Source organism: Streptomyces sp. NPDC017993 (assembly GCF_044328065.1).
In the GTDB taxonomy this organism is placed as follows: Bacteria; Actinomycetota; Actinomycetes; order Streptomycetales; family Streptomycetaceae; genus Streptomyces.
Genome location: NZ_JBIRGO010000015.1, coordinates 179,640 through 202,801 on the forward strand (window position 1 = coordinate 179,640; position 23,162 = coordinate 202,801).

The 23,162-nt window shown below is 72.5% G+C and carries 23 protein-coding genes; 15 read left to right on the forward strand and 8 right to left on the reverse strand.

Translation table 11 applies throughout. The features are described from left to right. Complete coding sequence (locus ACH4FH_RS26640) at positions 1–474, forward strand: SRPBCC family protein (RefSeq protein WP_398558426.1); 474 nt, start codon at positions 1–3, stop codon at positions 472–474. Positions 475–495: 21 nt separating this feature from the next. Here ACH4FH_RS26640 and ACH4FH_RS26645 read toward each other — a convergent pair whose 3' ends face one another. After that, a complete protein-coding gene (locus tag ACH4FH_RS26645) occupies positions 496–1,593 on the reverse strand; it encodes a PLP-dependent cysteine synthase family protein (RefSeq protein WP_398558473.1) in 1,098 nt (365 codons plus the stop codon). Positions 1,594–1,893: 300 nt separating this feature from the next. Between ACH4FH_RS26645 and ACH4FH_RS26650 the strand changes: the two genes are divergently transcribed. Together ACH4FH_RS26650 and ACH4FH_RS26655 are read left to right on the forward strand one after the other, a co-directional pair. Further along, complete coding sequence (locus ACH4FH_RS26650; RefSeq protein ID WP_398558427.1) at positions 1,894–2,181, forward strand: hypothetical protein; 288 nt, start codon at positions 1,894–1,896, stop codon at positions 2,179–2,181. A 173-nt stretch (positions 2,182–2,354) separates the two neighbouring features. Further along, positions 2,355–2,867 carry an ATP-binding protein gene (locus tag ACH4FH_RS26655; RefSeq protein ID WP_398558428.1) on the forward strand — a complete coding sequence of 171 codons (513 nt, stop codon included), beginning with the start codon at positions 2,355–2,357 and terminating at the stop codon, positions 2,865–2,867. 29 nt (positions 2,868–2,896) lie between these two features. Here the strand turns inward: ACH4FH_RS26655 and ACH4FH_RS26660 are convergent, their stop codons facing one another. The 3 genes from ACH4FH_RS26660 to ACH4FH_RS26670 are packed head-to-tail and all read right to left on the reverse strand — an operon-like array spanning position 2,897 to position 6,551. Then, positions 2,897–5,461: an ABC transporter permease gene (locus tag ACH4FH_RS26660; RefSeq protein WP_398558429.1), complete on the reverse strand. Its 2,565-nt coding sequence runs from the start codon at positions 5,459–5,461 to the stop codon at positions 2,897–2,899. Further along, positions 5,458–6,249 (reverse strand): ABC transporter ATP-binding protein, encoded by a 792-nt coding sequence (locus ACH4FH_RS26665; protein WP_398558430.1) that lies wholly within the window; start codon positions 6,247–6,249, stop codon positions 5,458–5,460. Before ACH4FH_RS26665 ends, ACH4FH_RS26660 begins: the two co-directional genes overlap by 4 nt. After that, the gene (locus tag ACH4FH_RS26670; RefSeq protein WP_398558431.1) at positions 6,246–6,551 is read right to left on the reverse strand and encodes an SHOCT domain-containing protein; all 306 of its coding nucleotides are present in this window, start codon (positions 6,549–6,551) and stop codon (positions 6,246–6,248) included. The genes ACH4FH_RS26665 and ACH4FH_RS26670 overlap by 4 nt, the downstream gene beginning before the upstream one ends. 179 nt (positions 6,552–6,730) lie before the next feature. On the opposite strand from ACH4FH_RS26670, the gene ACH4FH_RS26675 reads away from it, so the two are divergent. From ACH4FH_RS26675 to ACH4FH_RS26685, 3 genes are all read left to right on the forward strand, one after another. After that, positions 6,731–7,333 (forward strand): TetR/AcrR family transcriptional regulator, encoded by a 603-nt coding sequence (locus ACH4FH_RS26675; protein ID WP_398558432.1) that lies wholly within the window; start codon positions 6,731–6,733, stop codon positions 7,331–7,333. Between the two features lie 159 nt (positions 7,334–7,492). Then, positions 7,493–8,077, forward strand: coding sequence for a DUF4865 family protein (locus ACH4FH_RS26680; RefSeq protein WP_398558433.1), 585 nt, complete (start codon positions 7,493–7,495; stop codon positions 8,075–8,077). Then, a complete protein-coding gene (locus ACH4FH_RS26685) occupies positions 8,074–9,105 on the forward strand; it encodes a phosphotriesterase (protein WP_398558434.1) in 1,032 nt (343 codons plus the stop codon). Before ACH4FH_RS26680 ends, ACH4FH_RS26685 begins: the two co-directional genes overlap by 4 nt. Here the strand turns inward: ACH4FH_RS26685 and ACH4FH_RS26690 are convergent. After that, the gene (locus ACH4FH_RS26690) at positions 9,095–9,478 is read right to left on the reverse strand and encodes a PPOX class F420-dependent oxidoreductase (RefSeq protein ID WP_398558435.1); all 384 of its coding nucleotides are present in this window, start codon (positions 9,476–9,478) and stop codon (positions 9,095–9,097) included. The genes ACH4FH_RS26685 and ACH4FH_RS26690 overlap by 11 nt on opposite strands. Positions 9,479–9,765: 287 nt before the next feature. After that, the gene (locus ACH4FH_RS26695) at positions 9,766–10,986 is read right to left on the reverse strand and encodes an ROK family protein (RefSeq protein ID WP_398558436.1); all 1,221 of its coding nucleotides are present in this window, start codon (positions 10,984–10,986) and stop codon (positions 9,766–9,768) included. Between the two features lie 17 nt (positions 10,987–11,003). On the opposite strand from ACH4FH_RS26695, the gene ACH4FH_RS26700 reads away from it, so the two are divergent. The 9 genes from ACH4FH_RS26700 (at position 11,004) to mmsB (ending at position 21,010) form a co-directional block, all read left to right on the forward strand. Then, a complete protein-coding gene (locus ACH4FH_RS26700; protein WP_398558437.1) occupies positions 11,004–12,257 on the forward strand; it encodes an MFS transporter in 1,254 nt (417 codons plus the stop codon). A gap of 32 nt (positions 12,258–12,289) precedes the next feature. Continuing rightward, a complete protein-coding gene (locus tag ACH4FH_RS26705; RefSeq protein ID WP_398558438.1) occupies positions 12,290–12,763 on the forward strand; it encodes an SCO4225 family membrane protein in 474 nt (157 codons plus the stop codon). Further along, the gene (locus ACH4FH_RS26710) at positions 12,750–13,511 is read left to right on the forward strand and encodes a maleylpyruvate isomerase family mycothiol-dependent enzyme (RefSeq protein ID WP_398558439.1); all 762 of its coding nucleotides are present in this window, start codon (positions 12,750–12,752) and stop codon (positions 13,509–13,511) included. Before ACH4FH_RS26705 ends, ACH4FH_RS26710 begins: the two co-directional genes overlap by 14 nt. Before the next feature lie 168 nt (positions 13,512–13,679). After that, positions 13,680–14,840 carry a mandelate racemase/muconate lactonizing enzyme family protein gene (locus tag ACH4FH_RS26715; protein ID WP_398558440.1) on the forward strand — a complete coding sequence of 387 codons (1,161 nt, stop codon included), beginning with the start codon at positions 13,680–13,682 and terminating at the stop codon, positions 14,838–14,840. Positions 14,841–14,886: 46 nt separating this feature from the next. Continuing rightward, complete coding sequence (locus tag ACH4FH_RS26720; protein ID WP_398558441.1) at positions 14,887–15,930, forward strand: zinc-binding dehydrogenase; 1,044 nt, start codon at positions 14,887–14,889, stop codon at positions 15,928–15,930. Positions 15,931–16,055: 125 nt separating this feature from the next. Beyond that, positions 16,056–17,060: a hypothetical protein gene (locus ACH4FH_RS26725; protein ID WP_398558442.1), complete on the forward strand. Its 1,005-nt coding sequence runs from the start codon at positions 16,056–16,058 to the stop codon at positions 17,058–17,060. A gap of 2 nt (positions 17,061–17,062) precedes the next feature. Further along, positions 17,063–18,172, forward strand: coding sequence for a multiple monosaccharide ABC transporter substrate-binding protein (chvE, locus tag ACH4FH_RS26730; RefSeq protein ID WP_398558443.1), 1,110 nt, complete (start codon positions 17,063–17,065; stop codon positions 18,170–18,172). A 59-nt stretch (positions 18,173–18,231) separates the two neighbouring features. Continuing rightward, positions 18,232–19,767: a multiple monosaccharide ABC transporter ATP-binding protein gene (gene mmsA / locus ACH4FH_RS26735; protein ID WP_398558474.1), complete on the forward strand. Its 1,536-nt coding sequence runs from the start codon at positions 18,232–18,234 to the stop codon at positions 19,765–19,767. 10 nt (positions 19,768–19,777) lie between these two features. Beyond that, on the forward strand, positions 19,778–21,010 hold the full coding sequence (gene mmsB / locus ACH4FH_RS26740) for a multiple monosaccharide ABC transporter permease (RefSeq protein ID WP_398558444.1): 1,233 nt from the start codon (positions 19,778–19,780) through the stop codon (positions 21,008–21,010). Between the two features lie 435 nt (positions 21,011–21,445). On the opposite strand, the gene ACH4FH_RS26745 is transcribed toward mmsB, so the two are convergent. After that, on the reverse strand, positions 21,446–22,291 hold the full coding sequence (locus ACH4FH_RS26745; RefSeq protein ID WP_398558445.1) for an SMP-30/gluconolactonase/LRE family protein: 846 nt from the start codon (positions 22,289–22,291) through the stop codon (positions 21,446–21,448). Continuing rightward, positions 22,288–23,061, reverse strand: a complete 774-nt coding sequence (locus ACH4FH_RS26750) for an IclR family transcriptional regulator (protein WP_398558446.1) — start codon at positions 23,059–23,061, stop codon at positions 22,288–22,290. The genes ACH4FH_RS26745 and ACH4FH_RS26750 overlap by 4 nt, the downstream gene beginning before the upstream one ends. Between the last annotated feature and the right edge of the window lie 101 nt (positions 23,062–23,162).

Below are 23,162 nucleotides of genomic sequence, written 5' to 3' on the forward strand. Positions count from 1 at the left end.
ATGGCGCACCGACTCCGCCCCGTAGAACTCGACTTCACCGCGTCCGCCCCCGTGCGGCTGGTGTTCGCCGAGGAGATCGCCGCGCCGCCCGAGGAGGTGTACGCCGCGCTCGCGGACGACGTCGCGGGCTGGTCCCGCTGGTTCTCCGGCGTCGCCCGCTCGGCGTCCACGGACGGCGGCCGGGGCCGCGACATCCACCTCACCGGCGGCACCCGCTTCGTGGAGACGGTCCTGGCGGCCGAGCCCGGCGCCCACTACGCCTACCGCGGCGACCGCACCAACGCCCCTGGCCTGCAAGCCCTGTTGGAGGACTGGCGGCTGACACCCGTGGGCGGTGGGACCCGGGTGCGCTGGATGTTCGCGGCGGACGGCCCGGCGGCGTTCCGCTTCGTGATGCCGCTGGCCAGGCCGGGCCTGGGGCGCGCCTTCCGTCAGTCGGTGCGGTCGCTGGATCGCCGGCTCGCCGACTCCTGAGGCACCGGCGGGCCGGCCGCCTCAGGCCGGCCAGGCGCCGGTGGCGAGGAAGGTGTCGAGGGTGCGTGCGTACGGTGCGATGTCCAGGCCCTGGGAGGCCAGCCACTCGTCGGAGTAGTACTTGTCGAGGTAGCGGTCACCGGGGTCGCAGAGCAGCGTGACGACGGATCCCGTACGGCCCTCGGCGACCATCTCCGCGACGATCTTCAGGGCGCTCCACAGCCCGGTACCGGTCGAGCCGCCCGCCTTGCGGCCGATGGCCTTCTCCAGGGTGCGTACGGCGGCGACACTGGCCGCGTCCGGCACCTTCATCATCCGGTCGATCGCGCCGGGCACGAAGCTCGGCTCCATCCGCGGCCGCCCGATGCCCTCGATGCGGGAGGCGGTCGCGCAGTCGGTCCCGGCGTCGCCGGTGAGCCAGCCGTCGAAGAAACAGGAGTTCTCCGGGTCGGGGACGCAGACGCGGGTGTCGTGCTGCATGTAGTGGACGTACCGGGCGATCGTCGCGGAGGTGCCCCCGGTGCCGGCGGTCGCGACGATCCAGGCGGGCTCGGGATAGCGCTCCAGCCGCAGTTGCTGGTAGATCGATTCGGCGATGTTGTTGTTGCCGCGCCAGTCCGTGGCCCGTTCGGCATAGGTGAACTGGTCCATGTAGTGGCCGCCGGACTCGGCGGCGAGTCGGGCGGAGACCTCGTAGACCGTCCGCGGGTCCTGGACCAGGTGGCAGCTGCCGCCGTGGAACTCGATCAGCCGGGTCTTCTCGCGGCTGGTCGTCGCGGGCATCACCGCGATGAACGGCACCCCGATCAGACTCGCGAAGTACGCCTCGGAGACGGCCGTGGAGCCACTGGAGGACTCGATGACCGGCTTGCCGGGACGGATCCAGCCGTTGCACAGGCCGTAGAGGAACAGCGAGCGGGCCAGCCGGTGCTTGAGGCTGCCCGTGGGGTGCGTCGACTCGTCCTTGAGGTAGAGGTCGATGCCCCACCGCTCGGGCAGCGGGAAGCGCAGGAGGTGGGTGTCGGCGGTGCGGTTGGCATCGGCCTGCACCTTGCGGACGGCTTCTTTGAGCCAGGCCCGGTAGTCCGGATCGGTGCGGTCGACGTCGACGGTCGGCATCGGGGTGTCGTCCGCGGCCGTACGGTCCGGCCGGCTCTGCGGCTGCTGTGCGGTGCTCACCGGCGCTCCTCAGGGTTCGTGAGCCCGCGCGGGAACGCCGGGCCGATTTCGACTATAGCCACCTCCGGCACGCTTCTCACCTGCATAAACAAGCCTTTGAGTGCCCCCAAGGAAGCCCTGGGAGAGGGCTGTTGCGGGTGCCGGGCCCCAGAGGCACTGGTGTCCGGGCCGTCCTACCGGCAGACTCCCACCAAGGGGCGGTGGAGGGCACCTGCCCGTGTCACCGAGGAGGTGGTGGCCATGGCGGAGCCGGAGTACAACGCGACCGGCGTACGGATCGAGCGGTGGCTGCGGTCCCTGACCCGCGCCGGGCAGGTCGTCATCGCGGACGGCAGACTGGCGCTCCTGACGAGCTACGGCACGGAGATCGACAGCGCGCCACTGACGGCCGTGCAGGCACACAAACCGCTGTTCGCGGCCCGGGACCGGGCGTTCGCCACACTCAACGGCCACCGCTACTCGCTCACTCTCGGCGCCCCGGAACTCTTCCTGAAGGCCCTGGAGGCGGCACGCCCGCCACGCGCCTGACACCTGCTCCGGCCGGGGTGGTGCGGTTGCGGGAGCGCACCACCTGCCCGACCCTGGACACGTATCACTGAGGGTTCACCAGCGGTGACGCTGTGGTGCAGCAGATATCGCTGGATCCGATCTTCGCCCCTGCCCGGTTCGGGGGGCGCCCGGCCCATCAGGGAGTCGTGGTCGTGATCAGGCAGCCCAGCAGGCATTGCACGGTGGGGCTCCATGCCCTGCCGTCCCGCATCGGACATGTGCGCAGAATCGTTTCCGCGCAGCTGTGCTACTGGCGTCTCGACGCCTTGGTGGACCCCGCGACGCTCGGCGTGACCGAACTCCTCGCCAATGTGCACCGGCACGCCCGACCCAGTAAGCAGTGCACGGTCGAACTCTGCGTATTGCTGGACCAGTTGACGGTCTCCGTACACGATCTGGATCCGCGGCTGCCGCACCTCCGCTCCGCCGACAGCTGGGAGACGTGCGGGCGCGGTCTGGCGCTGATCGCGGCGCTCAGCGAGAGCTGGGGGGTACGCCCGGACGGGGAGGGCAAGGTCGTCTGGTTCACCCTGCCGGCCCTCACGCCCGCCGTCGAGGAGGCCCGCGCGGTCACCACCCACTGGGGGACCGTGACGCTGGAGCCCGAGCCCACCGGTGCGCCGGCCGACCCCCTCGCCCCGGTCCGGAGCGCGAAGGTCGGCTGAGCACGCGCCGTCCCGCCGGCGGGACGGCCTCACTCGGTGGCCACGGCCCGGAGCACATCGAGCCGCGCGGCCCGGCGCGCCGGACGCAGCCCGGCCACCGCCCCCGCGGCCAACCCGATCAGCGCAACCGCCGCCAGCTGCACCGGCGGCACCGCGAACACGCTGCCGCCCGCGCTGTCGGACGCCCGCACCAGCGCCCAGCCGAGGAATCCGCCGAGCAGCAGCCCGCCGGCCGTGCCGAAGGCGGCGACCAGCACCGACTCCCACCGGACCATGGCCCGCAGCTGCGCCCGGGTCTGGCCGACTGCGCGCAGCAGGCCCAGTTCGCGGGTGCGCTCGTGCAGGGCCAGCGTGAGGGTGTTGGCGATGCCGAGCAGGGCGATCAGCACGGCCAGCGCGAGCAGGGCGTAGACCAGGGTCAGGAAGGTGTCCACCCCGTTCGCGGCGGACGCGGCGTAGGCGTCCCGTGTCTGCACCTCGGGGTTGCCGTGGGCGGCGGCCGTGTGCTGGACCGCAGCCTGTCCTTCGGCCGTCGTCACACCGTCCTTGAGGACGACCGCGACCAGGTTGTCGGAGTCCTGGACGCGGTGCGGCTGCCACGCCTGGCGGGAAATGACGTAGTCCCCGGTGAGGTCGGGCTGTTCGTAGACGGCGCGGACGGTGAAGGGCACGCGGTCGCCGTCGGTGAAGGTCAGCTCGGCGGTGCTGCCCAGCCGCCAGCCCTTCTTGTCGGCCTCCTCCTTGGCGACGGCCAGACCGTCGTCCCCGAGGCCCTTCAACGAGCCCTGGACCGCGCCCAGATCGAGGACCTCGGGAAGTGCGCCCGGGTCGGTGACGGTCAGCGAACGCCCGCCGCCGTCGACCCTCGCGACGCCCTTGCCCAGGCCGAGGGCGGCGTCCACCTCGGGCAGCCGGTCGAGGGCCGGGGCGAGGCGCGGGCTGATGCCGCTGCCCCCGGGCCCGAAGGACGTGGTGCCGACCGCGACGTCGCCGGCGAACGCCTGGGAGACGGACCGGTCGGCGGTGGCCTTGAGGGAGGCCCCGAAGACGGTGAAGAGGCAGACCACCGCGACGCCGATCATCAGGGCGGTGGCGGTGGCCGCGGTCCGCTTCGGGGAACGCAGCGCGTTGCGCTGCGCCAGGGCGCCCGTCACACCGCGCAGCCTGGCGACCGGGCCGCCCAGCACCCGTACGGCGAGCGTCGCCGCGACCGGCCCCAGGACGACGAACGCGATGAGGGTGAGCAGCGCTCCGGCGCCGGTGAGCAGGACATTCGGGGTGCCGGCGGCACCGAGTGCGGTCAGCGCGATCCCTGCCGCGCCGATGACCGCGCCGGTCAGCGCGCGGCGGCGGGAGCTGCCGGAAGCGTCCACGGAGGCGTCGCGCAGGGCCGCCAGCGGGGCGGTGCGACCGGCGCGGACTGCGGGCAGCAGCGCGGAGCCGAGACAGACCAGCACACCCACGGCGACCGGCAGGGTCATCGACAGCGCGCTGATGACCAAGGGGCCGCCCGGGAAGGGGAAGCCGATGGCGGGGAACAGCGCCTGCAGACCGGCCGCGATGCCGATACCGGCGAGGAGCCCGACGGCACCGGCGACGACCGCGACGACCGCGGCTTCGACGAGGGTGGCGCCGACGAGCTGGCGCCGGGACGCGCCGAGGATGCGCAGCAGGGCGTTCTCCCGGGTGCGTTGGGCGACGAGGATGGCGAAGGTGTTGTGCAGGGAGAAGGTCGCCACCAGCAGGGCGATGCCCGCGAACACCAGCAGCAGCGTGGTGAAGAGGTTCAGGAATCCACCGGCCACGGCGCTGCTCTCCTCGGTGTAGCGGTCGCCGGTGATGGCCTCCACGCCGTCGGGCAGGGTGGGCTGCAGCGCGTCGACCAGCTGCTGCTGGGAGACATCGGGAGCGGCCCGCACGAGGATGCTCGACGCCCGGCCGGGCTCGGGGCCGAGGTGGCGCTCCGCGTCGGACCGGGTCAGTGCGGTGAAGGTGCTCTGTCCCATGCCGTCCTCGCCGCCGAAGGTGGCGATGCCGACGACCGTGACGGGGACCGGGTCGGGCGTGCGCAGGACGGTGCGGTCGCCGATCCGCAGGTCACCGGCCTTGGCCGCGCCCCTGTTGATCACGGCCTGGCCGGCCGCCTCGGGGGCGTGGCCCTCGGCGAGTTGATAGGCGTTCAGCTGCGGATCGGTGATCCAGTTGGCGCCGCGCGAGGGCGGGCCCTGGCCGGCGCCGACGACCTTGCCGTCCTTGCCGACGAGCCGTCCCTCGCCCTGGATGGCGGGCTCCGCCGCGGCGACGCCCGGGACCTTCTCGACGGCCGCGGCCAGCGAGGTGCTGACGGGGCTGCGGCTGCCCTGGCCCGCGCCGGGCACGGTGACGACGTCGGCACTGCGCACCACCGCGGCGGTGCCGCGGGTGGCGTCGCCGAACATCGTGTCGAAGCTGCCGCGCAGGGTGTCACCCATGACGAGGGTGCCGCTGAGGAAGGCGACGCCGAGCAGCACCGCGAGGAAGGTGCCGAAGAACCGGCGCTTGTGGCCGCGCAGCGCGGAGCGGCCGAGGAGCAGGGGTACGGGCGGGGTGGTCATGACGGGACCGCCTGTTCGGCGTGTGGCGCGGAGTCGTGGTTCCCGGTGTCGAACGCCTTGATCCGGTCCAGGACGCGTTCCGCGGTGGGATCGGCCATCGTGTCGACCAGCCGCCCGTCGGCGAGGAAGACGACCTCGTCGGCGTGTGCGGCGGCAACCGGGTCGTGGGTGACCATGACGACGGTGCGGCCCATGGTGCGCACGGCCCGGCCGAGCAGGCCGAGCACCTCCTCGCCGGAGCGGGAATCGAGGTTGCCGGTCGGCTCGTCCGCGAAGACCACCTCGGGGCGGCCGGCGAAGGCGCGGGCGACCGCGACGCGTTGCTGCTGGCCGCCGGAGAGTTCGGCGGGCCGGTGGTGCAGTCGGTCCCGGAGGCCCACGACGTCGATGAGCGTGTCGATCCACTCGGAGTCGCCCCGCTGCCCGGCCAGGTCCAGCGGCAGGGTGATGTTCTCCGCGACGGTGAGGGTGGGCAGCAGGTTGAAGGCCTGGAAGACAAAGCCGATGCGCTGCCTGCGCAGCAGGGTCAGCCGTCGGTCGTCGAGGGTGGTGAGGTCGGTGCCGGCCACGAAGGCCGACCCGGACGTGAGGCTGTCCAGCCCGGCCGCGACGTGCATCAGCGTGGATTTGCCGGAACCGGAAGGGCCCATGATCGCGGTGAAGCGGCCGGCCGGAAAACCGGCCGTCACCCCGTCCAGGGCCCGTACCTGCGCGTCGCCGGATCCGTAGATCTTGACGGCGTCGACGACGCGGGCGGCGGCAGGCGGGGTGGGGCCGGTGGAAGTCATGCCGTGTCTCCCTTGGGTCCGGTGCCGAAGTGCTCCTCAAGGACACTCAGCCGCCGCCAGTACTCCTCCTCGTCGATCTCGCCTGCCGCGAAGCGACGGCCGAGTACGGCGATGGGCGTGGGGGTGTCGCTCCTGGCCGTGCTCTGCGGGCCGTGGAAGTACCGGCCGGGGCCACCGTGGCGCCTGCCGGTGCGGCGCAGCAGGGTCACCACGCCGAAGATGACCAGCGCCCAGAGCACGGGGACGAAGAGGATCCAGAGGCCGGGGCCGCCGTCGGACCAGGGATGTGCCAGCTCGAACATGAGACTCAGCTCCTCGGGGAACGGGGTGCGTTCTGATGTCTTCGAGCCTCGTCCCCGGGGCGCCGCAAGTCGTCGTACGGCCAGCGGCTTCGCGCGTACCCCGCAGGAAGTACGCGGCGCGTGCGGCACTGCTCCGGCCTCCCCTGGATTCTGTAACTACTAGTATGTACAGTGCCGCCATGGACACTCGGGAACGACTGGTGCGCAGCACCCAGGAACTGTTGTGGGAGCGGGGTTACGTCGGCACCAGCCCCAAGGCGATCCTGGAGCGCGCGGGCGTCGGCCAGGGCAGCATGTACCACCACTTCACGGGCAAGTCCGACCTCGCGCTCGCGGCGATCCGGCGCAGCGCCGAGGACCTGAGGGCCGCCGCCGAGGAGTGCTTCTCCGGCCCCGGGACGGCGTACGAGCGGGTGGCGGCCTACCTGCTGCGCGAGCGGCGGGTGCTGCGCGGCTGCCCCATCGGCCGGATGGCCCAGGACCGCGACGTGGCGGAGAGCCCGGAGCTGCGGCAGCCACTGGACGAGATGTTCGGCTGGCTCCAGGCCCGGATCACCGAGGTGCTCGCCGACGGCCGACGGCGCGGCGAACTGGCCGCGGGCCTGGACCCCGCGGCCACCGCGGCGACCGTCGCTGCGGTCGTCCAGGGCGGCTATGTGCTCGCGCGGGCGGCCGATGACAACGCGCCGTTCGACGCCGCCGTCCAGGGCGCGCTGGCGCTGCTCGCCGCCCAGGCCACGCCCGGAGGGGCGCCCACGCCCCCACCGCCCGCCACCGACTGACCCTCCTTCCAGCCCGTCGGCGACAACGCCAGTCGCCCGGTGAGGGGTTGGGCCGCGCTTCGAGTGCCCGGGGCCCACCCCGGGCCGAGCGGCCTCAACCGGACCCCGGCGGCCCGTCAAGGACCGCCGACACCCCTCCCGCCCCGATCGGAGCCCGCCATGCACGCCATGCGCTACGCCATCACCCTGCCCGCCGACTACGACATGGAGATCATCCGGCACCGCGTGAAATCCAGGGGCCATCTCCTGGACGACTTCGAGGGGCTCGGCCTGAAGGGCTACGGAATCCGCGAGCGCGGCGTCGACGGGTCGCCCGTCAACCAGTACGCGCCGTTCTATCTCTGGGCCGATCCGCAGGCGATGAACCGCTTCCTGACCGGTGAGGGATTTCGCGGGGTGGTCCGCGACTTCGGGCGCCCGGTCGTCCAGCACTGGCAGGGCCTGTTCCACCGTTCGGGCCCGGCCGCCGGCACGCTCCCGGCCGCCTTCTCCCTCCGGACCGAGACCGTCCCCGAGAGCGCCGACCCGGCCACCGTGCTCACCGAGGCGGTGGCCAGGCACGAGGAACTCGCCACCGCGGACGGCGTCCACTCCACGGCGCTCGGCCTCGACCCCCGACACTGGGAGTTGGTCCACTTCACCCTCTGGGCCGACGCCGTCCCCGCCGCCGCGGGCGACCGCTACCAGGTACTGCACCTGTCGGCGCCGGGCATCGGCCGGCTGGGCGCGGGGCGGCAGTGGTGACCACGGAGCGGGCCGAGCGGGACGTGCCGGAGGTGGCACCGGGCCGCACCGTCCGTACCGTCCTCGGTGATATCGCCCCCGACACTCTCGGCGTCTGCGACGCGCACGACCACCTCTTCCTCCGCAGCCCGCAGTTGCCGGGCCAGGAGCTGGCCGACGCCCGGCTCGCGGCCGCGGAGCTGGCCGCCTTCCGCGCGGCAGGTGGCGCCGCGGTGATCCAGTGGACGCCGTACGGCATGGGTCGCCATGCTGCCGAACTCCCTTCACTGGCACGGGAGTCGGGGGTGCATCTGGTCGCGGCGACCGGGCTGCACCAAGCGGCGCAGTACACCCCCGAACTTCTGGAGCGGGTCGGGGCGGACCTGGCGGGTCTGTTCGTCCGCGAGCTGACCCAGGGTATCGGCGGCAGCGGGCCGCGCGCGGGGATGATCAAGGTGGCGGGGGGCTTCCACGGACTGGACCGGCACGCCCGGCACACCATGACCGCGGCCGCCGAGGCCCAGCACGCCACCGGGGCAGCCATCGGCGTCCACCTGGACCTGGGCACCGGGGCTCCGGAGGTACTGAACCTGCTGTGCGGGGAGTTGGCTGTCCCGCCGGACCGGGTGATCCTCGGTCACCTCAATCGTTCGCCGGACCCGGCCGTGCACCGGATGGCGGCCGAGGCGGGCGCGTACCTGGCCTTCGACGGCCCCTCGCTCGCCCATCACGCGACCGACTGGCGGCTGCCCGACGCGCTGGCCGCGCTCGCCGACGCGGGCCACGGCGAGCGCATCCTGCTCGGCGGTGACACCACGACGGCCGGCGCCAGGTCGGTGAACGGCGGGCCCGGCATGCCGTATTTGCTGCGCGGGCACCGCCGAAGGCTCGCACTCGCCCTGGGCGAGGAGATGGTGACGCGCTTCCTGACGGCCAACCCGGCACGGGCGTTCGCCGCCGAATGGAGGCGAACAGCGGCCGCGCGAGGTGCCCTGCCGAGTTTGCCGGAGGGACCGACCGGGCCCGACCGGCTGCCGCTCAGAGGCTGACGGCGATCCCCACATGCGGCCGCTTGCCGCCGCGCAGCAGCGCGCCGCCGGTGTCCAACAGCCGGAACCGCAGCCCGTATTTGCGCGCCATCGCCTTGCGCACCCGGCCGAGTTCGGCCTTGCCCTCCAGCAGCCGGGCGGTGCCCTCCGCGGTCCGGGCGCTCTCGGCGATCCGGCCGCGGACGTCGCACGGGGTGACGGCCGCCCGGGTGTCGTTGCGCAGCCGCTTGACCTTCCAGCTGTCGTCCCGCGTCCAGACCAGCAATTCCTCCCCTTCGGCGACCGCCCAGACCGGGGTGGCCACCGCGGTGCCGTTCTTGCGGAAGGTGGCCAGGCTGACGTAGGGGCTGCGGGCGATCGCTTCGGGAATCATGGGCGCAGCCTAGATGTATTGATCTGGAGCCTTTCTTCCCCGCCCCGTCGTTCGCCCGAAGGGCGGGCCGCGCGGCGTCTGGTGCACCTCGCTCGTCGCCCGCGCTCCGTCTCGACCCGGAGCCGTCTTCGGAGGCCGAGCGCGATCGCAAGGCGGAGGGTCGTCCCGGTACCGGGTGTACCGGGTGTACCGGGACGATCCGGCAAGGCCGCTGGCGGTCCCCCTCTGGGCGGCCGGACGCCGCGAGGCGGACGGGGCCTTGGAGACGGGCCCTGGGCCGCGTCCGTCTACCGGTCGACGACCACCAGCGGATCGTCGAGCACCGGCTGCCAGGCCAGCTCCGCGGCCCCGACGAGGCTGTTGTGGTCCAGGCTGCACGGCAGGATCGGCACACCGCCGCTGCGCCCCCACAGGCTGCGGTCGGCGACCACCGCCCGGAGCCGGTCCGGGTCGGCCTCCAACAGCGAGCGGTGCAGCCCGCCGAGGATGATCCGGTCAGGGTTGAGGATGTTGACCAGGCCCGCGATGCCCAGTCCGAGCCGGTCGATGAGGAGGTCGGCGGCGCCGCGTACGGCCGGGTCGGCGTACTCGTGCCGCAGCAGATCGACGGCCTGCTGGAGCAGGGAGACCTCCGGGCCCGCCTCGCGGCCGGCGGCGCCGAGAAAGGCGAGCGGATCCGCCTCGACATCCAGGCAGCCGCGGCTGCCGCAGTGGCAGGGCGCGCCCTCGGGGTGCACGGTCAGGTGGCCGACCTCCAGCGCGAGGCCGGAACTGCCGCTGTGCAGGCGCCCGTCCAGCACCAGCGCCCCGCCGACACCGCGGTGGCCGGACGCCACGCAGAGCAGGTCGCGGGCGCCGCGGCCGGCACCGTGGCGGTGCTCGGCGAGCGCCATGAGGTTGACATCGTTGCCCGTGAAGCCGATCCGCTCGGTCACGCCGGGGATGCCCGCGTCGGCGAGGGAGCGCAGGAAGAGTTCGCGTACCGGGGCGCCCGAGGGCCAGGCGAGGTGCAGCGGGTTGAGGGCCTCGCCGTCCGGCTCCGCGACGGCGGAGGGCACCGCGAGACCCGCGCCCAGGCAGCGCCGGCCGGTCTCGCGCAGCAGCCGCGAGCCGGTCGCGACGACGTCGGAGAGGACGTGGGCGGGGTCGGCGGGGATGGCGCCGCGGCCGGTCGCGGTCGCCGCGATACGGCCCCCGAGGCCGACGAGGGCGACGCGGTAGCCGTCGGCGTGGATCTGTGCGGCGAGCACGACGGGGCCGCGCTCGTCGATGAACAGCCGGTGGGAGGGGCGTCCTTGGGAGCCGGCGATGGCGGTCGGCCGGGAGTCGACGGTGATCAGGCCGAGCGCTTCGAGCTCGGCGGCCACCGCTCCGGCCGTCGCGCGGGTCACGCTGAGTTCGGAGGTGAGGACCGCGCGGGTGGGCGCGCGTTGGGTGTGTACGAGCTCCAGTGCGGGTCCGAGGGCGCCACGGCCCCGCTCCAGCCTGGTTGTCCGAGTCTGGGTCACGGCTCTATTCTGACTTTGTGCCACTGCTGAACAAAACACGGAGTGCTCTTTTCCGTGCCGGACCCCAGCATGCCACCGATCCGCGGCTGGTCCGGCTCCGCATCGCGATCACCGCGTTCTTCGCGGTGGACGGCTTCCTCTTCGCCGGATGGGTCGTCCGCATTCCGGCGATCAAGGCGCAGACCGGCGCCGGCGCGAACACCCTCGGGCTCGCGCTGCTCGGCGTGTCGGCGGGCGCGGTCGCCTTCATGCTGATCACGGGGCGGTTGTGCCGCCGCTTCGGCAGCCATGCCGTGACGATCGCCTCGGCCGCCGCCCTCTCACTGAGCATCGTGCTGCCGCCGCTCACCCACTCGGCGATCGCGCTGGGACTGGTGCTGCTGATCTTCGGCGCCGCCTACGGCTCGCTCAACGTCGCGATGAACAGCGCCGCCGTCGATCTGATCGCCGCACTGCGGCGCCCCGTGATGCCGAGCTTCCACGCCGCCTTCAGCCTCGGCGGCATGCTCGGCGCGGGGCTCGGCGGGCTGATCGCCGGCGGTGTGACCCCCACCGTCCACCTGCTGCTGCTCGCCGTGACCGGACTGGTGGTGACGGCCGTCGCCGGTCGCGCGCTGCACGCCCACCCGGCACCGACCGCCCCGGAGCGGCTGCCCGCCGAAGACCGTGGCGACGGTGCGGTGGCCGAGGACGCAGGCCGATCGCGCCGTACCGGCCGGCTCTCCGGCCCGGTCCTCGGCTTCGGGCTGCTCGCGCTGTGCACCGCGTACGGGGAGGGGGCGATGGCCGACTGGGGCGCGCTCCATCTGTCGGAGGATCTGCATGCCGGGCCCGGCCTCGCGGCCGCGGGCTATGCGGTGTTCGCGCTGGCGATGACCATCGGGCGACTGTCCGGGACGGCCGTGGTCCAGCGCTTCGGCCCGGCCCGCGCGCTGATCACCGGCGGCACGACCGCGACCGCCGGGATGCTGCTGGGGGCGTGGGCGCCCACCGCCTGGGCGGCCTGCGCCGGTTTCGCGGTCGCCGGCCTGGGGCTGGCCAACATCTTCCCCATCGCCATCGCGCGGGCGGGCGAGGCCGGCGGTCCGCACGGCGTCGCCGTGGCGTCCACCGTCGGGTACGGCGGCATGCTGCTCGGCCCGCCGGCCATCGGCTTCCTTGCCGAGGCGTTCACCCTCCCGTCGGCACTGACGTCGGTGGCGGTGCTGGCCGCGGTCGCGGTGGTGCTGTCGTATACGACCCGCGGGGCACACCACACCGGGCGGGTCTGATTCGCGGGCGGGCCCGGGGGTACGCGCACCGTATGTCCGTCCGCGGGATGATTCCGGCGTACGGCATGGCCGACGGAGGGGGCAGCGCGATGGAAGAGGAATCGCCCGGGACCACGGGATCGGCGGCGACGCCCGGCGGCCGGAGCGGGCTGCGCCGTCTGGCGCGGCTGACGTTCGGCAACCCGGTGTCGCTGGGCTATCTCGCGCTCGTGCTGGCCGCGGTGGCGTTCGCGGTGCTCGACGGCCTGGTCACGGAGCCCGCCGACGCCTCCTTCTCCGGTGTCTGGGCGCTCCTGCTCACCGCCCCGACGATCTTCCCGCTGTGGCTCGCGGGAGACGCGCTCTGGGGCGGATCCGGGGCCCCGGACGGCTACTTGATGGCCTCGGCCGCCGTTGCGGCCCTGGTCAACGCCCTGCTGCTGGGGCTGGCCCACCGTGCGGTGCGGGGCCCGAGGAGGTCCGCTGTCGGTACCGGCTGGCACACTCGTCGACATGGAGATCACTGAGTTCGTCGAAACGCTGCGGCTGGACGGGGCGCTGCTCGCCAACGCCGCGGAAGAGGCCGGGCCCGAGGCCCGGATTCCGGCCTGTCCGGAGTGGCAGATGCGGGATCTGGTCACCCACGTCGGGCAGACCCACCGCTGGGCGACGGAGTTCGTCACCAAGGGCATCCGGCAGCCCCAGCGGCCGGCCGAGGCCCCCGCGATGGACGACGAAGAACTCGTGAGCTGGCTGCGCGAAGGCCATCACCTCCTCGTGCTGGCGCTGGACTCCGCGCCTGCCGACCTGACGGCCTGGACGTTCCTGGACGCTCCGTCCCCGCTGGCGTTCTGGGCGCGTCGGCAGGCGCACGAGACATCGGTGCACCGGGTGGACGCCCAGCAGGCGGCCGGCGCCTCCCTCACTCCCCTGCCGTCCGCCTTCGCCGTCGACGGCATCGACGAGCTGCTGTCCGGCTTCCACTCCCGGGACCGCAGCCGGGTCCGTACGGAGGTGCCCCGGACGCTGCGGGTGCGCGCCACGGACAAGGCCGGAGCGGAGTGGACGGTGCATCTGTCCGAGGCACCGCCGCGCACGGTGCGCGCGGCCCCCGGCGCCGAGCAGGGCGAGGCCGGGCCCCCGGCGGACTGCACGGTCGAGGGGCCTGCCGAGGAGCTCTATCTGGCGCTGTGGAACCGCTTGCCGTGGGACGCCTTGAAGGTCACAGGCGATGACGCGGCGGCCCGGCTGTGGCAGGAACGCGGCGGCATCTGAGATGCCGGGCGTCGCGGGCGCGGACACACCGGGGTGTGTCCGCGCCCGCGATGTCGTTCGACGCGCCGTCCGCGCACACCCATTGACACCGCTCTCGCCACGTCATTACGGTCACGCCACCATTTCGAACGAGTGACGAAATATCGAACACGGCGAAGGGCAATTCCCGTGCGTATCACGCGAATCAGCACGCATGTCGTCGGCACCCCCTGGCGCAATCTCACCTATGTGCAGGTCCATACCGACGAAGGGCTCACCGGCGTCGGCGAAACCCGGATGCTCGGCCGCACGGACGCGCTGGTGGGCTATCTCCGCGAGGCCGAGGCGCATCACATCGCGGGCTCCGACCCATTCGCGGTCGAGGACCTCGTACGCCGGATGAAGTACGGCGACTACGGCCGGGCGGGCGAGATCGTGATGTCCGGCATCGCGTGCATCGAAATGGCCTGTTGGGACATCAAGGGCAAGGCCCTCGGGGTGCCCGTGTGGCAGCTGCTCGGCGGCAAGGTGACCGACCGGGTCAAGGCGTACGCCAACGGCTGGTACACCACCGAGCGCACTCCCGAGGCGTATCACCGCGCCGCCCGCGCCGTGGTGGACCGCGGCTATCAGGCGCTGAAGATCGACCCGTTCGGCACCGGGCACTTCGAACTGGACCACGCCGCGACCCGCTACGCCGTCTCCCTCATCGAGGCGGTCCGGGACGCGATCGGTCCGGAGCGGGAACTGATGCTGGAGATGCACGGGCGCTTCAGCCCGTCCACCGCGGTGCGGCTGGCGCACGAGATGGCGCCGTTCCGGCCCGCGTGGCTGGAGGAGCCGGTTCCGCCGGAGAACCTCAAGGCACTGGCCAAGGTCGCCGGGAAGGTGGATCTGCCGGTGGCCACCGGCGAGCGCATCCACGACCGGACCGAATTCCGGGAGCTGTTCGAGTCGCAGGCGGCGGACATCATCCAGCCGGACATCGGCCATATCGGCGGCATCCTGGAGACCCGCAAGCTCGCCGCCACCGCCGAGACGCACTACATGATGGTGGCGCCGCACAATGTCGGCGGCTCGGTGCTGACCGCGGCCTCGCTCCAACTGGCGGGCTGTACACCGAACTTCAAGATCCTGGAGCACTTCAACGACTTCGCCGACGCGGAGATCAAGAAGGTCGTGAAGGGCGCACCCGAGGTCGTGGACGGCTACTTCCCGCTGTCGCACGCGCCGGGTCTCGGCGTGGAGCTGGACACCGACGCGGCGGCCGAATTCCCGCAGCAGGCGGCCCGCTTCGACCTCTGGGCCGACGGCTGGGAGCAGCGCGACCCCGACCGGAAGCGGTCATGAGGCGCCCCCGGCCCGCCGCCCCGGGTTCCGGTGGGGCGGTGGCGACATGACGGCCCGCTCCCGCCCTTCCCGCGCCGTCGTCCTCGACGGCCCCGGGCAGCACCGGCTGGTGACCCGCCCGCCGCGCGAGCCCGGCGCGGACGAGGCCCGGGTGACGGTGTCGGCGGCGGGCATCTGCGGCAGCGACCGCGAGGTGTACGACGGGACGCGACCGGCCGGCTATGTCCGCTACCCCGTCACGCCCGGCCACGAGTGGTCCGGCACGGTGGACGCGGTGGGCCCCGGCGTCGATCCGGCCCTGGTGGGCCGCAAGGTCGTCGGCGAGGGCTTCCGCAACTGCCGGACCTGCGACCGGTGCCGGGCAGGCGACACCTCCCTGTGCACCGCGGGCTACTCCGAGACCGGCTTCACCGAGCCCGGCGGCTTCGCCGACACCTTGGTGCTGCCCGCCCGTCTGCTGCACCCGCTGCGCGGCGACGCCGACCTGCGGGCGGCGGCGCTTTTGGAGCCGGCCGCCGTGGCCGCCTCGGCGGCGCTGATGGGCAACGCGCTGCCCGGCGAGCGGGTCGCGGTGGTGGGCGCGGGGACGCTCGGGCTGCTCGCGGTCCAGTTGCTGGCGGCCGCCTCCCCTTCGGAGCTGGTCGTCGTCGATCCCCGCACGGCCCGCGCCGAGCAGGCCCTGACGATGGGGGCGACGCGGATCCACACCCCCGCGGACGACCGGCTGCCGTCCGGCTTCGACCTGGTGGTGGAGACGGCCGGTGCGCGGGGCAGTGCCGCCGCCTCGGCGCTGATGGCCAGGCGTGGTGGCCGCGTCGTCCTCGTCGGACTGCCCGCGCCCGGTGCGCAGGGCATCGACCCGATCCACCTCGCGATGAGCCAGATCACCGTGCGCAGCGTGTTCGGCGCCCCGTCCGCCGCGTGGACGCACGCCGTGCGGGCCTTCGACGCGGGGCTGCTGGACCCGGCCCCGCTGATCACCCACACCTTTCCGCTGGAGGAGTTCGCCACGGCCGTCGCCCTGGTCGGCGGCGGTGACGCGTCGGTCGGCAAGGTCCTGCTGGAGCCCGGCGGCAGCGCCGGGCCCTGACCTGCGGCGCCCCGCTCCACGACCGCCGTCGGCATGCCCGAAAATCCGAACGCTGTACGAAATATCGAACGGCGCGCGCACCTCCACAACGCCGCGTAGCTCATCCCCGTCTCCCGAGGAGCCCCATGCCCACGCCCTCCCCTTCCGCCGGGCCCGGACCCGGCGCCGGCACCAACCCCCGGCATCCCGCCGCCCACGTCCTCGCCCCGCTCGGGCACGCCGCCCCCGCCGACGACCCCGCCGACACCTCTCCGTACGCCTTCCCCGACGGCGGGACCTGGCGTACCGAAGTCCCCTCCGTCGAAGGGCCCGAGGCGCTGGCCACCGTCTTCAAGGAGGCCGGGCGGCTGGACGTGCCGATCCACCGCGTCAGCCAGGGCAGTGGCGTCTGGATGCTCGGCGATGCCGAGATCACGGAGATGGTGGAGTCCTGTGCGGAACGGGACACCGAGCTGTGCCTGTTCACCGGCCCGCGCGGCACCTGGGACATCGGCGGGGCCACCCGCTCCGACTCCGGCGGCGGCGGGCTGCGCGCCCGGGGACAGGAAGCCGTCGCCGGCTGCGTGGAGGACGCGCTGCGCGCCGTCGAACTGGGCGTCCGCTGCCTGCTCGTCGCCGACGAGGGCGTGCTGTGGCTGCTGCACCGGCTGCGGGCCGAGGGCACCCTCCCCGCCGACACCACCCTCAAGGTGTCCGCACTGATCGGGCCGGTCAACCCCGCCGCGTACGAGGTCTACGAGCGGCTGGGCGCGGACTCCGTCAACGTCCCCTCGGATCTCACCCTCGATCATCTGACGCAGATCCGGCGGGTCTCGCGCGCCCCGATGGACTTCTACATCGAGGCACCGGACGACCTCGGCGGCTATATCCGCATGTACGACGCCGCGCAGCTCATCCGGCGCGGCGCCCCCCTCTACCTCAAGTTCGGCCTGAGCCGCTCCCCCGGCATCTACCCCTACGGCGCGCAGCTGCGCGAAACCGCGCTGAGCAGCGCACGCGAGCGGGTGCGGCGCGGCCGGCTGGTGCTCGACCTGCTGGCCCGGCTGGGCGCGGACGGCGGGATGTCGCCGCTGGGGTCCCGGCTGCCCGGTGAGCTGCGCCGGTTCCCGCTCCCCGAGAGGACCAACTGACCATGGCTTTCACCAGAGTTCATCGCATCCCCGCCGTGGTTCTCGCGGCCGCGCTGGCCCTTTCCGCGACCGCCTGCGGACAGGAGGCAAGGGGTGGCAGCCGCTACCGGCCCGGCGGCACCGGGGGCGGCACCATCGGCATCGCCATGCCCACCAAGTCCTCCGAACGCTGGATAGCCGACGGCAGGAACATGGCCAGGCAGTTCGAGGCGAAGGGGTACAAGGCGGATCTGCAGTACGGCGACGACAAGGTCGAGAACCAGGTCGCCCAGCTGGAGAACATGATCGCCAAGGGCCACCGGCTGCTGGTCGTCGCGGCGATCGACGGCTCCGCGCTCACCGATGTGCTGCGCCGCGCCAAGGACGCCGGCATCCGCGTCATCTCCTACGACCGCCTCATCCTCGGCACCCCCGACGTCGACTACTACGCCTCCTTCGACAACGAGCGCGTCGGCCGGCTCCAGGGCCAGTACATCGTCGACGCGTTGCACCTGGACGAGGAGAAGGACGACAAGTTCAGCATCGAGCTGTTCGCCGGATCGCCCGACGACAACAACACCAAGTACTTCTGGAGCGGCGCGATGGCCGTCCTCAAGCCGTACTTCGACCGCGGTCAGCTCACCGTCCGCAGCGGGCAGAAGAAGATGAACCAGGCCACCACGCTGCGCTGGGACGGCGGCACCGCACAGAAGCGGATGGACGACCTGCTCAGCAAGAACTACGGCGACGCGCGCGTGGACGCCGTGCTCTCCCCGTACGACGGCATCTCCATCGGTGTGATCTCCGCCCTCAAGAGCGTCGGCTACGGGTCGGCGGACAAGCCCTTTCCGGTGGTCACCGGCCAGGACGCGGAGCTGGCGTCCATCAAGTCCATCCGCGCCGGGCAGCAGACCCAGACCGTCTACAAGGACACCCGCAAGCTGGCCCGGCAGGCCGTCCGGATGGCCGATGCCGTGCTGCACCGCAAGAAGCCGAAGGTCAACGACACCACGACCTACGACAACGGCTCCCGGGTGGTCCCCGCCTTCCTCCTCGACCCGGTCAGCATCGACGAAAAGAACACCGAACTCCTCGTCAAGGAGGGCTACTTCAAGGCCGGTGAGCTGAAGTGACCGGCGTGCAGGGCGAGCAGAGCACCCCCACCGGCAAGACGGCGGGCCCGGTGCTGGAGATGCACGGCATCACCAAGAGCTTCGCCGGGGTCACCGCGCTGTCCGACGTCCGGCTGTCCGTGCGCGCCGGGGAGATCCACGCCATCTGCGGTGAGAACGGCGCGGGCAAGTCGACGCTCATGAAGGTCCTCAGCGGGGTGCACCCGCACGGGAGCTACCAGGGCGAGATCCTCTTCGAGGGCGAGCGCTGCGCGTTCAAGGACATCCGCGCGAGCGAGCAGCGCGGCATCGTCATCATCCACCAGGAACTGGCGCTGGTTCCGTATCTGTCGCTGGCCGAGAACATCTTCCTCGGCAACGAGCGCGCCCGCCGCGGCGTCATCAGCTGGAGCGAGACGCTGCGGCACGCGTCGGCGCTGCTCAAGCGGGTCGGTCTGCACGAGACGCCGCAGACCCGGGTCGCCGATATCGGGGTCGGCAAGCAGCAGTTGGTGGAGATCGCCAAGGCGCTCTCCAAGGAGGTGCGGCTGCTGATCCTCGACGAGCCGACGGCCGCCCTCAACGACGAGGACAGCGAGCACCTCCTCGACCTCATCCTGGAGCTGCGCGCGCAGGGCATCGCCTGCATCCTCATCTCCCACAAACTGGGGGAGATCCGGCGGGTCGCCGACTCCGTCACCGTCCTGCGCGACGGGCGGGCCATCGAGACGCTGACCGTCCGGGCCGATCCGGACGCCGCACCGGAGGTCTCCGAGGACCGCATCATCCGCGGCATGGTCGGCCGGGACCTCGACCAGCGCTTTCCCGACCGCACCCGCTACGAGGGCGCGGACGCCGGCGAGAGGGCGCTCGCGGTGTCCGGCTGGACCGTGCACCACCCCATCGACCAGCAGCGCAAGGTCGTCGACGATGTCTCGCTCGACGTGCGGCGCGGCGAGATCGTAGGCATCGCGGGCCTGATGGGAGCCGGCCGCACGGAGCTGGCGATGAGCGTCTTCGGCCGTTCCTACGGGCGTTACGCGGGCGGCACCCTGCACATCGGCGGCCGCGAGGTGGCGCCCCGTTCCGTCCCGGAGGCGGTGGCGCACGGCATCGCGTATGTCACCGAGGACCGCAAGACGTACGGGCTGAACCTCATCGACACCGTCCACCGCAACATCTCGCTCGCCTCGCTGCCGACGATGGCCCGGCACGGCATCGTCGACCAGCACGAGGAACGGCGGGTCGCCGAGCGCTACCGGCGGTCTTTGAACATCAAGACACCCACCGTCCACGAGCAGGTGGGGCGGCTCAGCGGCGGCAACCAGCAGAAGGTCGTGCTCGGCAGGTGGATCCACGCCGATCCCGACGTGCTGATCCTCGACGAGCCGACGCGCGGGATCGATGTCGGCGCGAAGTACGAGATCTACACGGTGATCGACCAACTGGCCGCGCAGGGCAAGGCCGTGGTCTTCATCTCCTCCGAACTCCCCGAGCTGCTGGGCATGTGCGACCGCATCTACACCATGGCAGCCGGCCGGCTGACCGGTGAGATCGCGCGTGCGGACGCGACCCAGGAAGCACTGATGCGCCATATGACCATGGACAAGAGCTGAGGCCCGACCCATGACGACCGCAACCCAACACTCCACCGGCTCCGCGCCGCCACCGCGCGCGGACCGTCCTTCGACCGGGGCGCTGCTCCTGCACACCGTGCGTGCCAACATGCGGCAGTACGGCATGATCATCGCGCTGGCGCTGATCGTGGTGCTGTTCCAGATCTGGACCGACGGCACGCTGCTGCTGCCCAACAACGTGTCCAACATCGTCCAGCAGAACAGCTACATCCTGATCCTGGCCATGGGCATGATGATCGTCATCATCGCCGGGCACATCGATCTGTCCGTCGGCTCACTGGCCGCCTTCGTCGGGGCCGCGGCCGCCGTGATGATGGTCAAGCACGACATGCCCTGGGGTCTCGCCCTGGTGGTGTCGCTGCTGATCGGGGCGATCGCCGGGGCCTGGCAGGGCTTTTGGATCGCGTATGTCGGCATCCCGTCGTTCATCGTGACGCTGGCCGGGATGCTGCTGTTCCGGGGCGCGACCCAGATCATGCTGGAGGGCCAGTCGCTGGCGCCGTTCCCCGGCGGATTCCAGAACATCGCGCAGGGCTTCCTGCCCGAGATGGGGCCCTACACCCAGTACCACAACCCGACGCTGGTCATCGGCCTGCTGGTGATCGCCCTCGTCCTCCTCCAGGAGTGGCGCGACCGGCGCCGGCAGCTGGCGTACGAGCTGGACGTGCTGCCGTTCAACCTCTGGCTGCTGAAGTGCGTGGCGATCGTGGCGGCGGTGGTCGCCTTCACCCTGACGCTCGCCAGCTACCACGGTGTGCCAGTGGTCCTGCTCATCATGTGCGCGCTGCTGATCGCCCTGGGCTTCGTGATGCGCAACGCCGTCATCGGCCGGCACGTCTACGCACTCGGCGGCAACAAGGCGGCCGCCAAGCTGTCGGGCGTCAAGGACCGCCGGGTCACCTTCCTGGTCTTCGTCACCATGGGCACCCTGGCGGCCCTGGCCGGCTGTGTGTACGCGGCCCGGCTCAACGCCGGCACGCCCCAGGCAGGCATCAACTTCGAACTGGAGGCGATCGCCGCGGCGTTCATCGGCGGCGCCTCGATGAGCGGTGGCGTCGGCACCGTCCTGGGCGCCATCATCGGCGCCCTGGTGCTCGGCGTCCTCAACAACGGAATGTCCCTGGTCGGCATCGGTACCGACTACCAGCAGGTCATCAAAGGGCTGGTGCTGCTGGCCGCGGTCGGCTTCGACGTCTGGAACAAGCGGCGCGTCGGTTCCTGAGCGGGTCGAGCCGCCCGAGGAGGCGGAAGCCCGCGGACAGCGGGCCACCCGGCCGTGGCCGCGGGGAGCCCCCGCGGCCACGGCCTCGCGCGGTCAGCCGGCCGCCCCCTCGCGGCCGGATGCCGGCGTCTCACTCGCGGTGGCCGCTTGCCCGCATCCCACACGCCGTGTTCGGCACCACCGGGGCCCGGTCGCCTGCGCCCAGCCGGGTCGACACGCCTCGGCGATTGGCGATGGATCGCAGCACTGCGAGCCCACCCCCGCCGTTCGTGATCTCGAACGACGATCGGAACTCCGGCCGTGAAAATAGATTCCGACTGATGGCCCGTCAACACTTCGCGCCGAATCCGTGCGCCGCGCCGCCCGATCAGGGTGATTGCCCCGCTTTGCCACCCACCGACCCCGTTCGGGATCTCGATCGGCGCCGCGGCGGGATCATCCGGCGAAGGCCGGCTGGGGCAGTCCCTCCCCCGCTGCCGGAAGCACCAGCAGCGCCCCCGCCGTTCCGTCCGGCGCCACCCCCTCGCTCGCCGAGGTGACATAGAGATCCGTCAGGTCCCGGCCACCGAACGCACAGGCCGTCGGCCGCCGTACGGGCAGTTCCACCACCCGGTCGAGCCGCCCGTCAGGGGCGTAGCGACGCACCGCCGCACCGTCCCAGAGAGCCACCCAGACACAGCCCGCCGCGTCGACGGTCAGCCCGTCGGGAAAGCCCGCCCCCTCCTCGACGGTGGCGAACGGGCGACGACCGGTCGGCTCGCCGTCCGGCCCGATATCGAAGACATCCACCCGGCGGGTCGGACTGTCGATGTAGTACATGCGCCGGCCGTCCGGGCTCCAGCCGATGCCGTTGCTGACCGTGACGCCGGACAGCTGCGGCGTGGCCCGGCCGTCCGGCGCGATGCGGGTCAGCGTGCCGCCGCCGGGCGCCTCGTCGTAGCGCATGGTGCCCGCCCACAGCGATCCGTCGGGGGCGACGCCGGCGTCGTTGCCTCGGCGGCCCGGCACCACCTCGCGGTGCAGCCAGCGCAGCGCGCCGTCGGCGTCGTAACAGGCCACGCCGTCACGGAGATTGACCACCAGGCCGCCGCCGGCGCGCGGCTTCGCGGCACCGACGTGCTGCTCGGTGGCCAGTACCGTGCGGCGGCCGGTGGCCGGGTCGAGGGTGTGCACCCGGGAGGCGAGGATGTCCACCCAGATCAGCCGCCGGGCCGCGGCGTCCCAGGTCGGCCCCTCCCCCAGGCGCGCCCCCGCGGCCACCGCCACCTCCCACGGCTTCACCGCCGGCCCCGGTGCCCGAGCGCCTCGGAGAGCTGCCCGGCGCCCTTCACCGCCAGTTCCTCCAGCTCCGTCCGCCGCTCCTCGCTCCAGCGCACCATCGGTACGGAGATGCTGAGCGCGGCCACGACCCGCCCCGCGGAGTCCTTCACGGGCGCCGCCACACAGCTCACATCGGCGTTGGACTCGCGCTGCTCGACGGCGATTCCGCGCTCGCGGACCACGGCGAGGTGCCGGTGCAGCGTGGCGGGGTCGGTGATGCTGTTCTCCGTCATGGCGGTCAGCTCGGCGCCGTCCGGGATCCGGGCGGCGAGTTCGTCCTCCGGCAGCGAGGCCAGCAGCATCTTGCCGACGGAGGTGCAGTGCGCGGGCAGCCGGCGGCCGGCGGCCGAGACCATGCGGACCGCGTGCGTGGAGTCCACCTTCGCGACGTAGATGACATCGGCGCCTTCGAGGAGCGCGACATGCACGGTCTCGTCGCAGGTCTCCGCGACCGTACGCGCCACCCGCTGCCCTTCGGCGGCGAGGTCGAGCTGCTCGGCGTAGCGACTGCCGAGCTGATAGGCGCGGACCCCCAGCCGGTAGCGTCCGGGCTGCTGCGGTACGGGCACCAGGTAGGTGCGCGCGGTGAGGGTGGAGACCAGCTCGTGCACGGTGGTGCGGGGCAGTTGCAGCTTGCGGGTGATCTCCGGGGCGGACAGCGTCCCGTCGCCTTCCAGGAACAGTTCGAGCACGTCCAGGGCTCGGGTCACCGCGGGTACCAGTCGTCCCATGTGCGTCCCCCTCCTTCGTTCGGTCAGCCGCTCGTTGGCCGAAATGACGAACACAGGCTAGGTTTGCGCCACTTCCCCTGGCAATGGGTGTGCAGCGGGCA

What these genes read in the sequence shown, in the direction of transcription:
- ACH4FH_RS26640 (WP_398558426.1), top strand. Translation starts at nt 1, where the DNA reads ATGGCGCACCGACTCCGCCCCGTAGAACTCGACTTCACCGCGTCCGCC.
- ACH4FH_RS26645 (WP_398558473.1), bottom strand. Translation starts at nt 1,593, where the DNA reads ATGCCGACCGTCGACGTCGACCGCACCGATCCGGACTACCGGGCCTGG.
- ACH4FH_RS26650 (WP_398558427.1), top strand. Translation starts at nt 1,894, where the DNA reads ATGGCGGAGCCGGAGTACAACGCGACCGGCGTACGGATCGAGCGGTGG.
- ACH4FH_RS26660 (WP_398558429.1), bottom strand. Translation starts at nt 5,461, where the DNA reads ATGACCACCCCGCCCGTACCCCTGCTCCTCGGCCGCTCCGCGCTGCGC.
- ACH4FH_RS26665 (WP_398558430.1), bottom strand. Translation starts at nt 6,249, where the DNA reads ATGACTTCCACCGGCCCCACCCCGCCTGCCGCCGCCCGCGTCGTCGAC.
- ACH4FH_RS26670 (WP_398558431.1), bottom strand. Translation starts at nt 6,551, where the DNA reads ATGTTCGAGCTGGCACATCCCTGGTCCGACGGCGGCCCCGGCCTCTGG.
- ACH4FH_RS26675 (WP_398558432.1), top strand. Translation starts at nt 6,731, where the DNA reads ATGGACACTCGGGAACGACTGGTGCGCAGCACCCAGGAACTGTTGTGG.
- ACH4FH_RS26680 (WP_398558433.1), top strand. Translation starts at nt 7,493, where the DNA reads ATGCACGCCATGCGCTACGCCATCACCCTGCCCGCCGACTACGACATG.
- ACH4FH_RS26690 (WP_398558435.1), bottom strand. Translation starts at nt 9,478, where the DNA reads ATGATTCCCGAAGCGATCGCCCGCAGCCCCTACGTCAGCCTGGCCACC.
- ACH4FH_RS26705 (WP_398558438.1), top strand. Translation starts at nt 12,290, where the DNA reads ATGTCCGTCCGCGGGATGATTCCGGCGTACGGCATGGCCGACGGAGGG.
- ACH4FH_RS26710 (WP_398558439.1), top strand. Translation starts at nt 12,750, where the DNA reads ATGGAGATCACTGAGTTCGTCGAAACGCTGCGGCTGGACGGGGCGCTG.
- ACH4FH_RS26720 (WP_398558441.1), top strand. Translation starts at nt 14,887, where the DNA reads ATGACGGCCCGCTCCCGCCCTTCCCGCGCCGTCGTCCTCGACGGCCCC.
- ACH4FH_RS26725 (WP_398558442.1), top strand. Translation starts at nt 16,056, where the DNA reads ATGCCCACGCCCTCCCCTTCCGCCGGGCCCGGACCCGGCGCCGGCACC.
- chvE (WP_398558443.1), top strand. Translation starts at nt 17,063, where the DNA reads ATGGCTTTCACCAGAGTTCATCGCATCCCCGCCGTGGTTCTCGCGGCC.
- mmsA (WP_398558474.1), top strand. Translation starts at nt 18,232, where the DNA reads ATGCACGGCATCACCAAGAGCTTCGCCGGGGTCACCGCGCTGTCCGAC.
- mmsB (WP_398558444.1), top strand. Translation starts at nt 19,778, where the DNA reads ATGACGACCGCAACCCAACACTCCACCGGCTCCGCGCCGCCACCGCGC.
- ACH4FH_RS26750 (WP_398558446.1), bottom strand. Translation starts at nt 23,061, where the DNA reads ATGGGACGACTGGTACCCGCGGTGACCCGAGCCCTGGACGTGCTCGAA.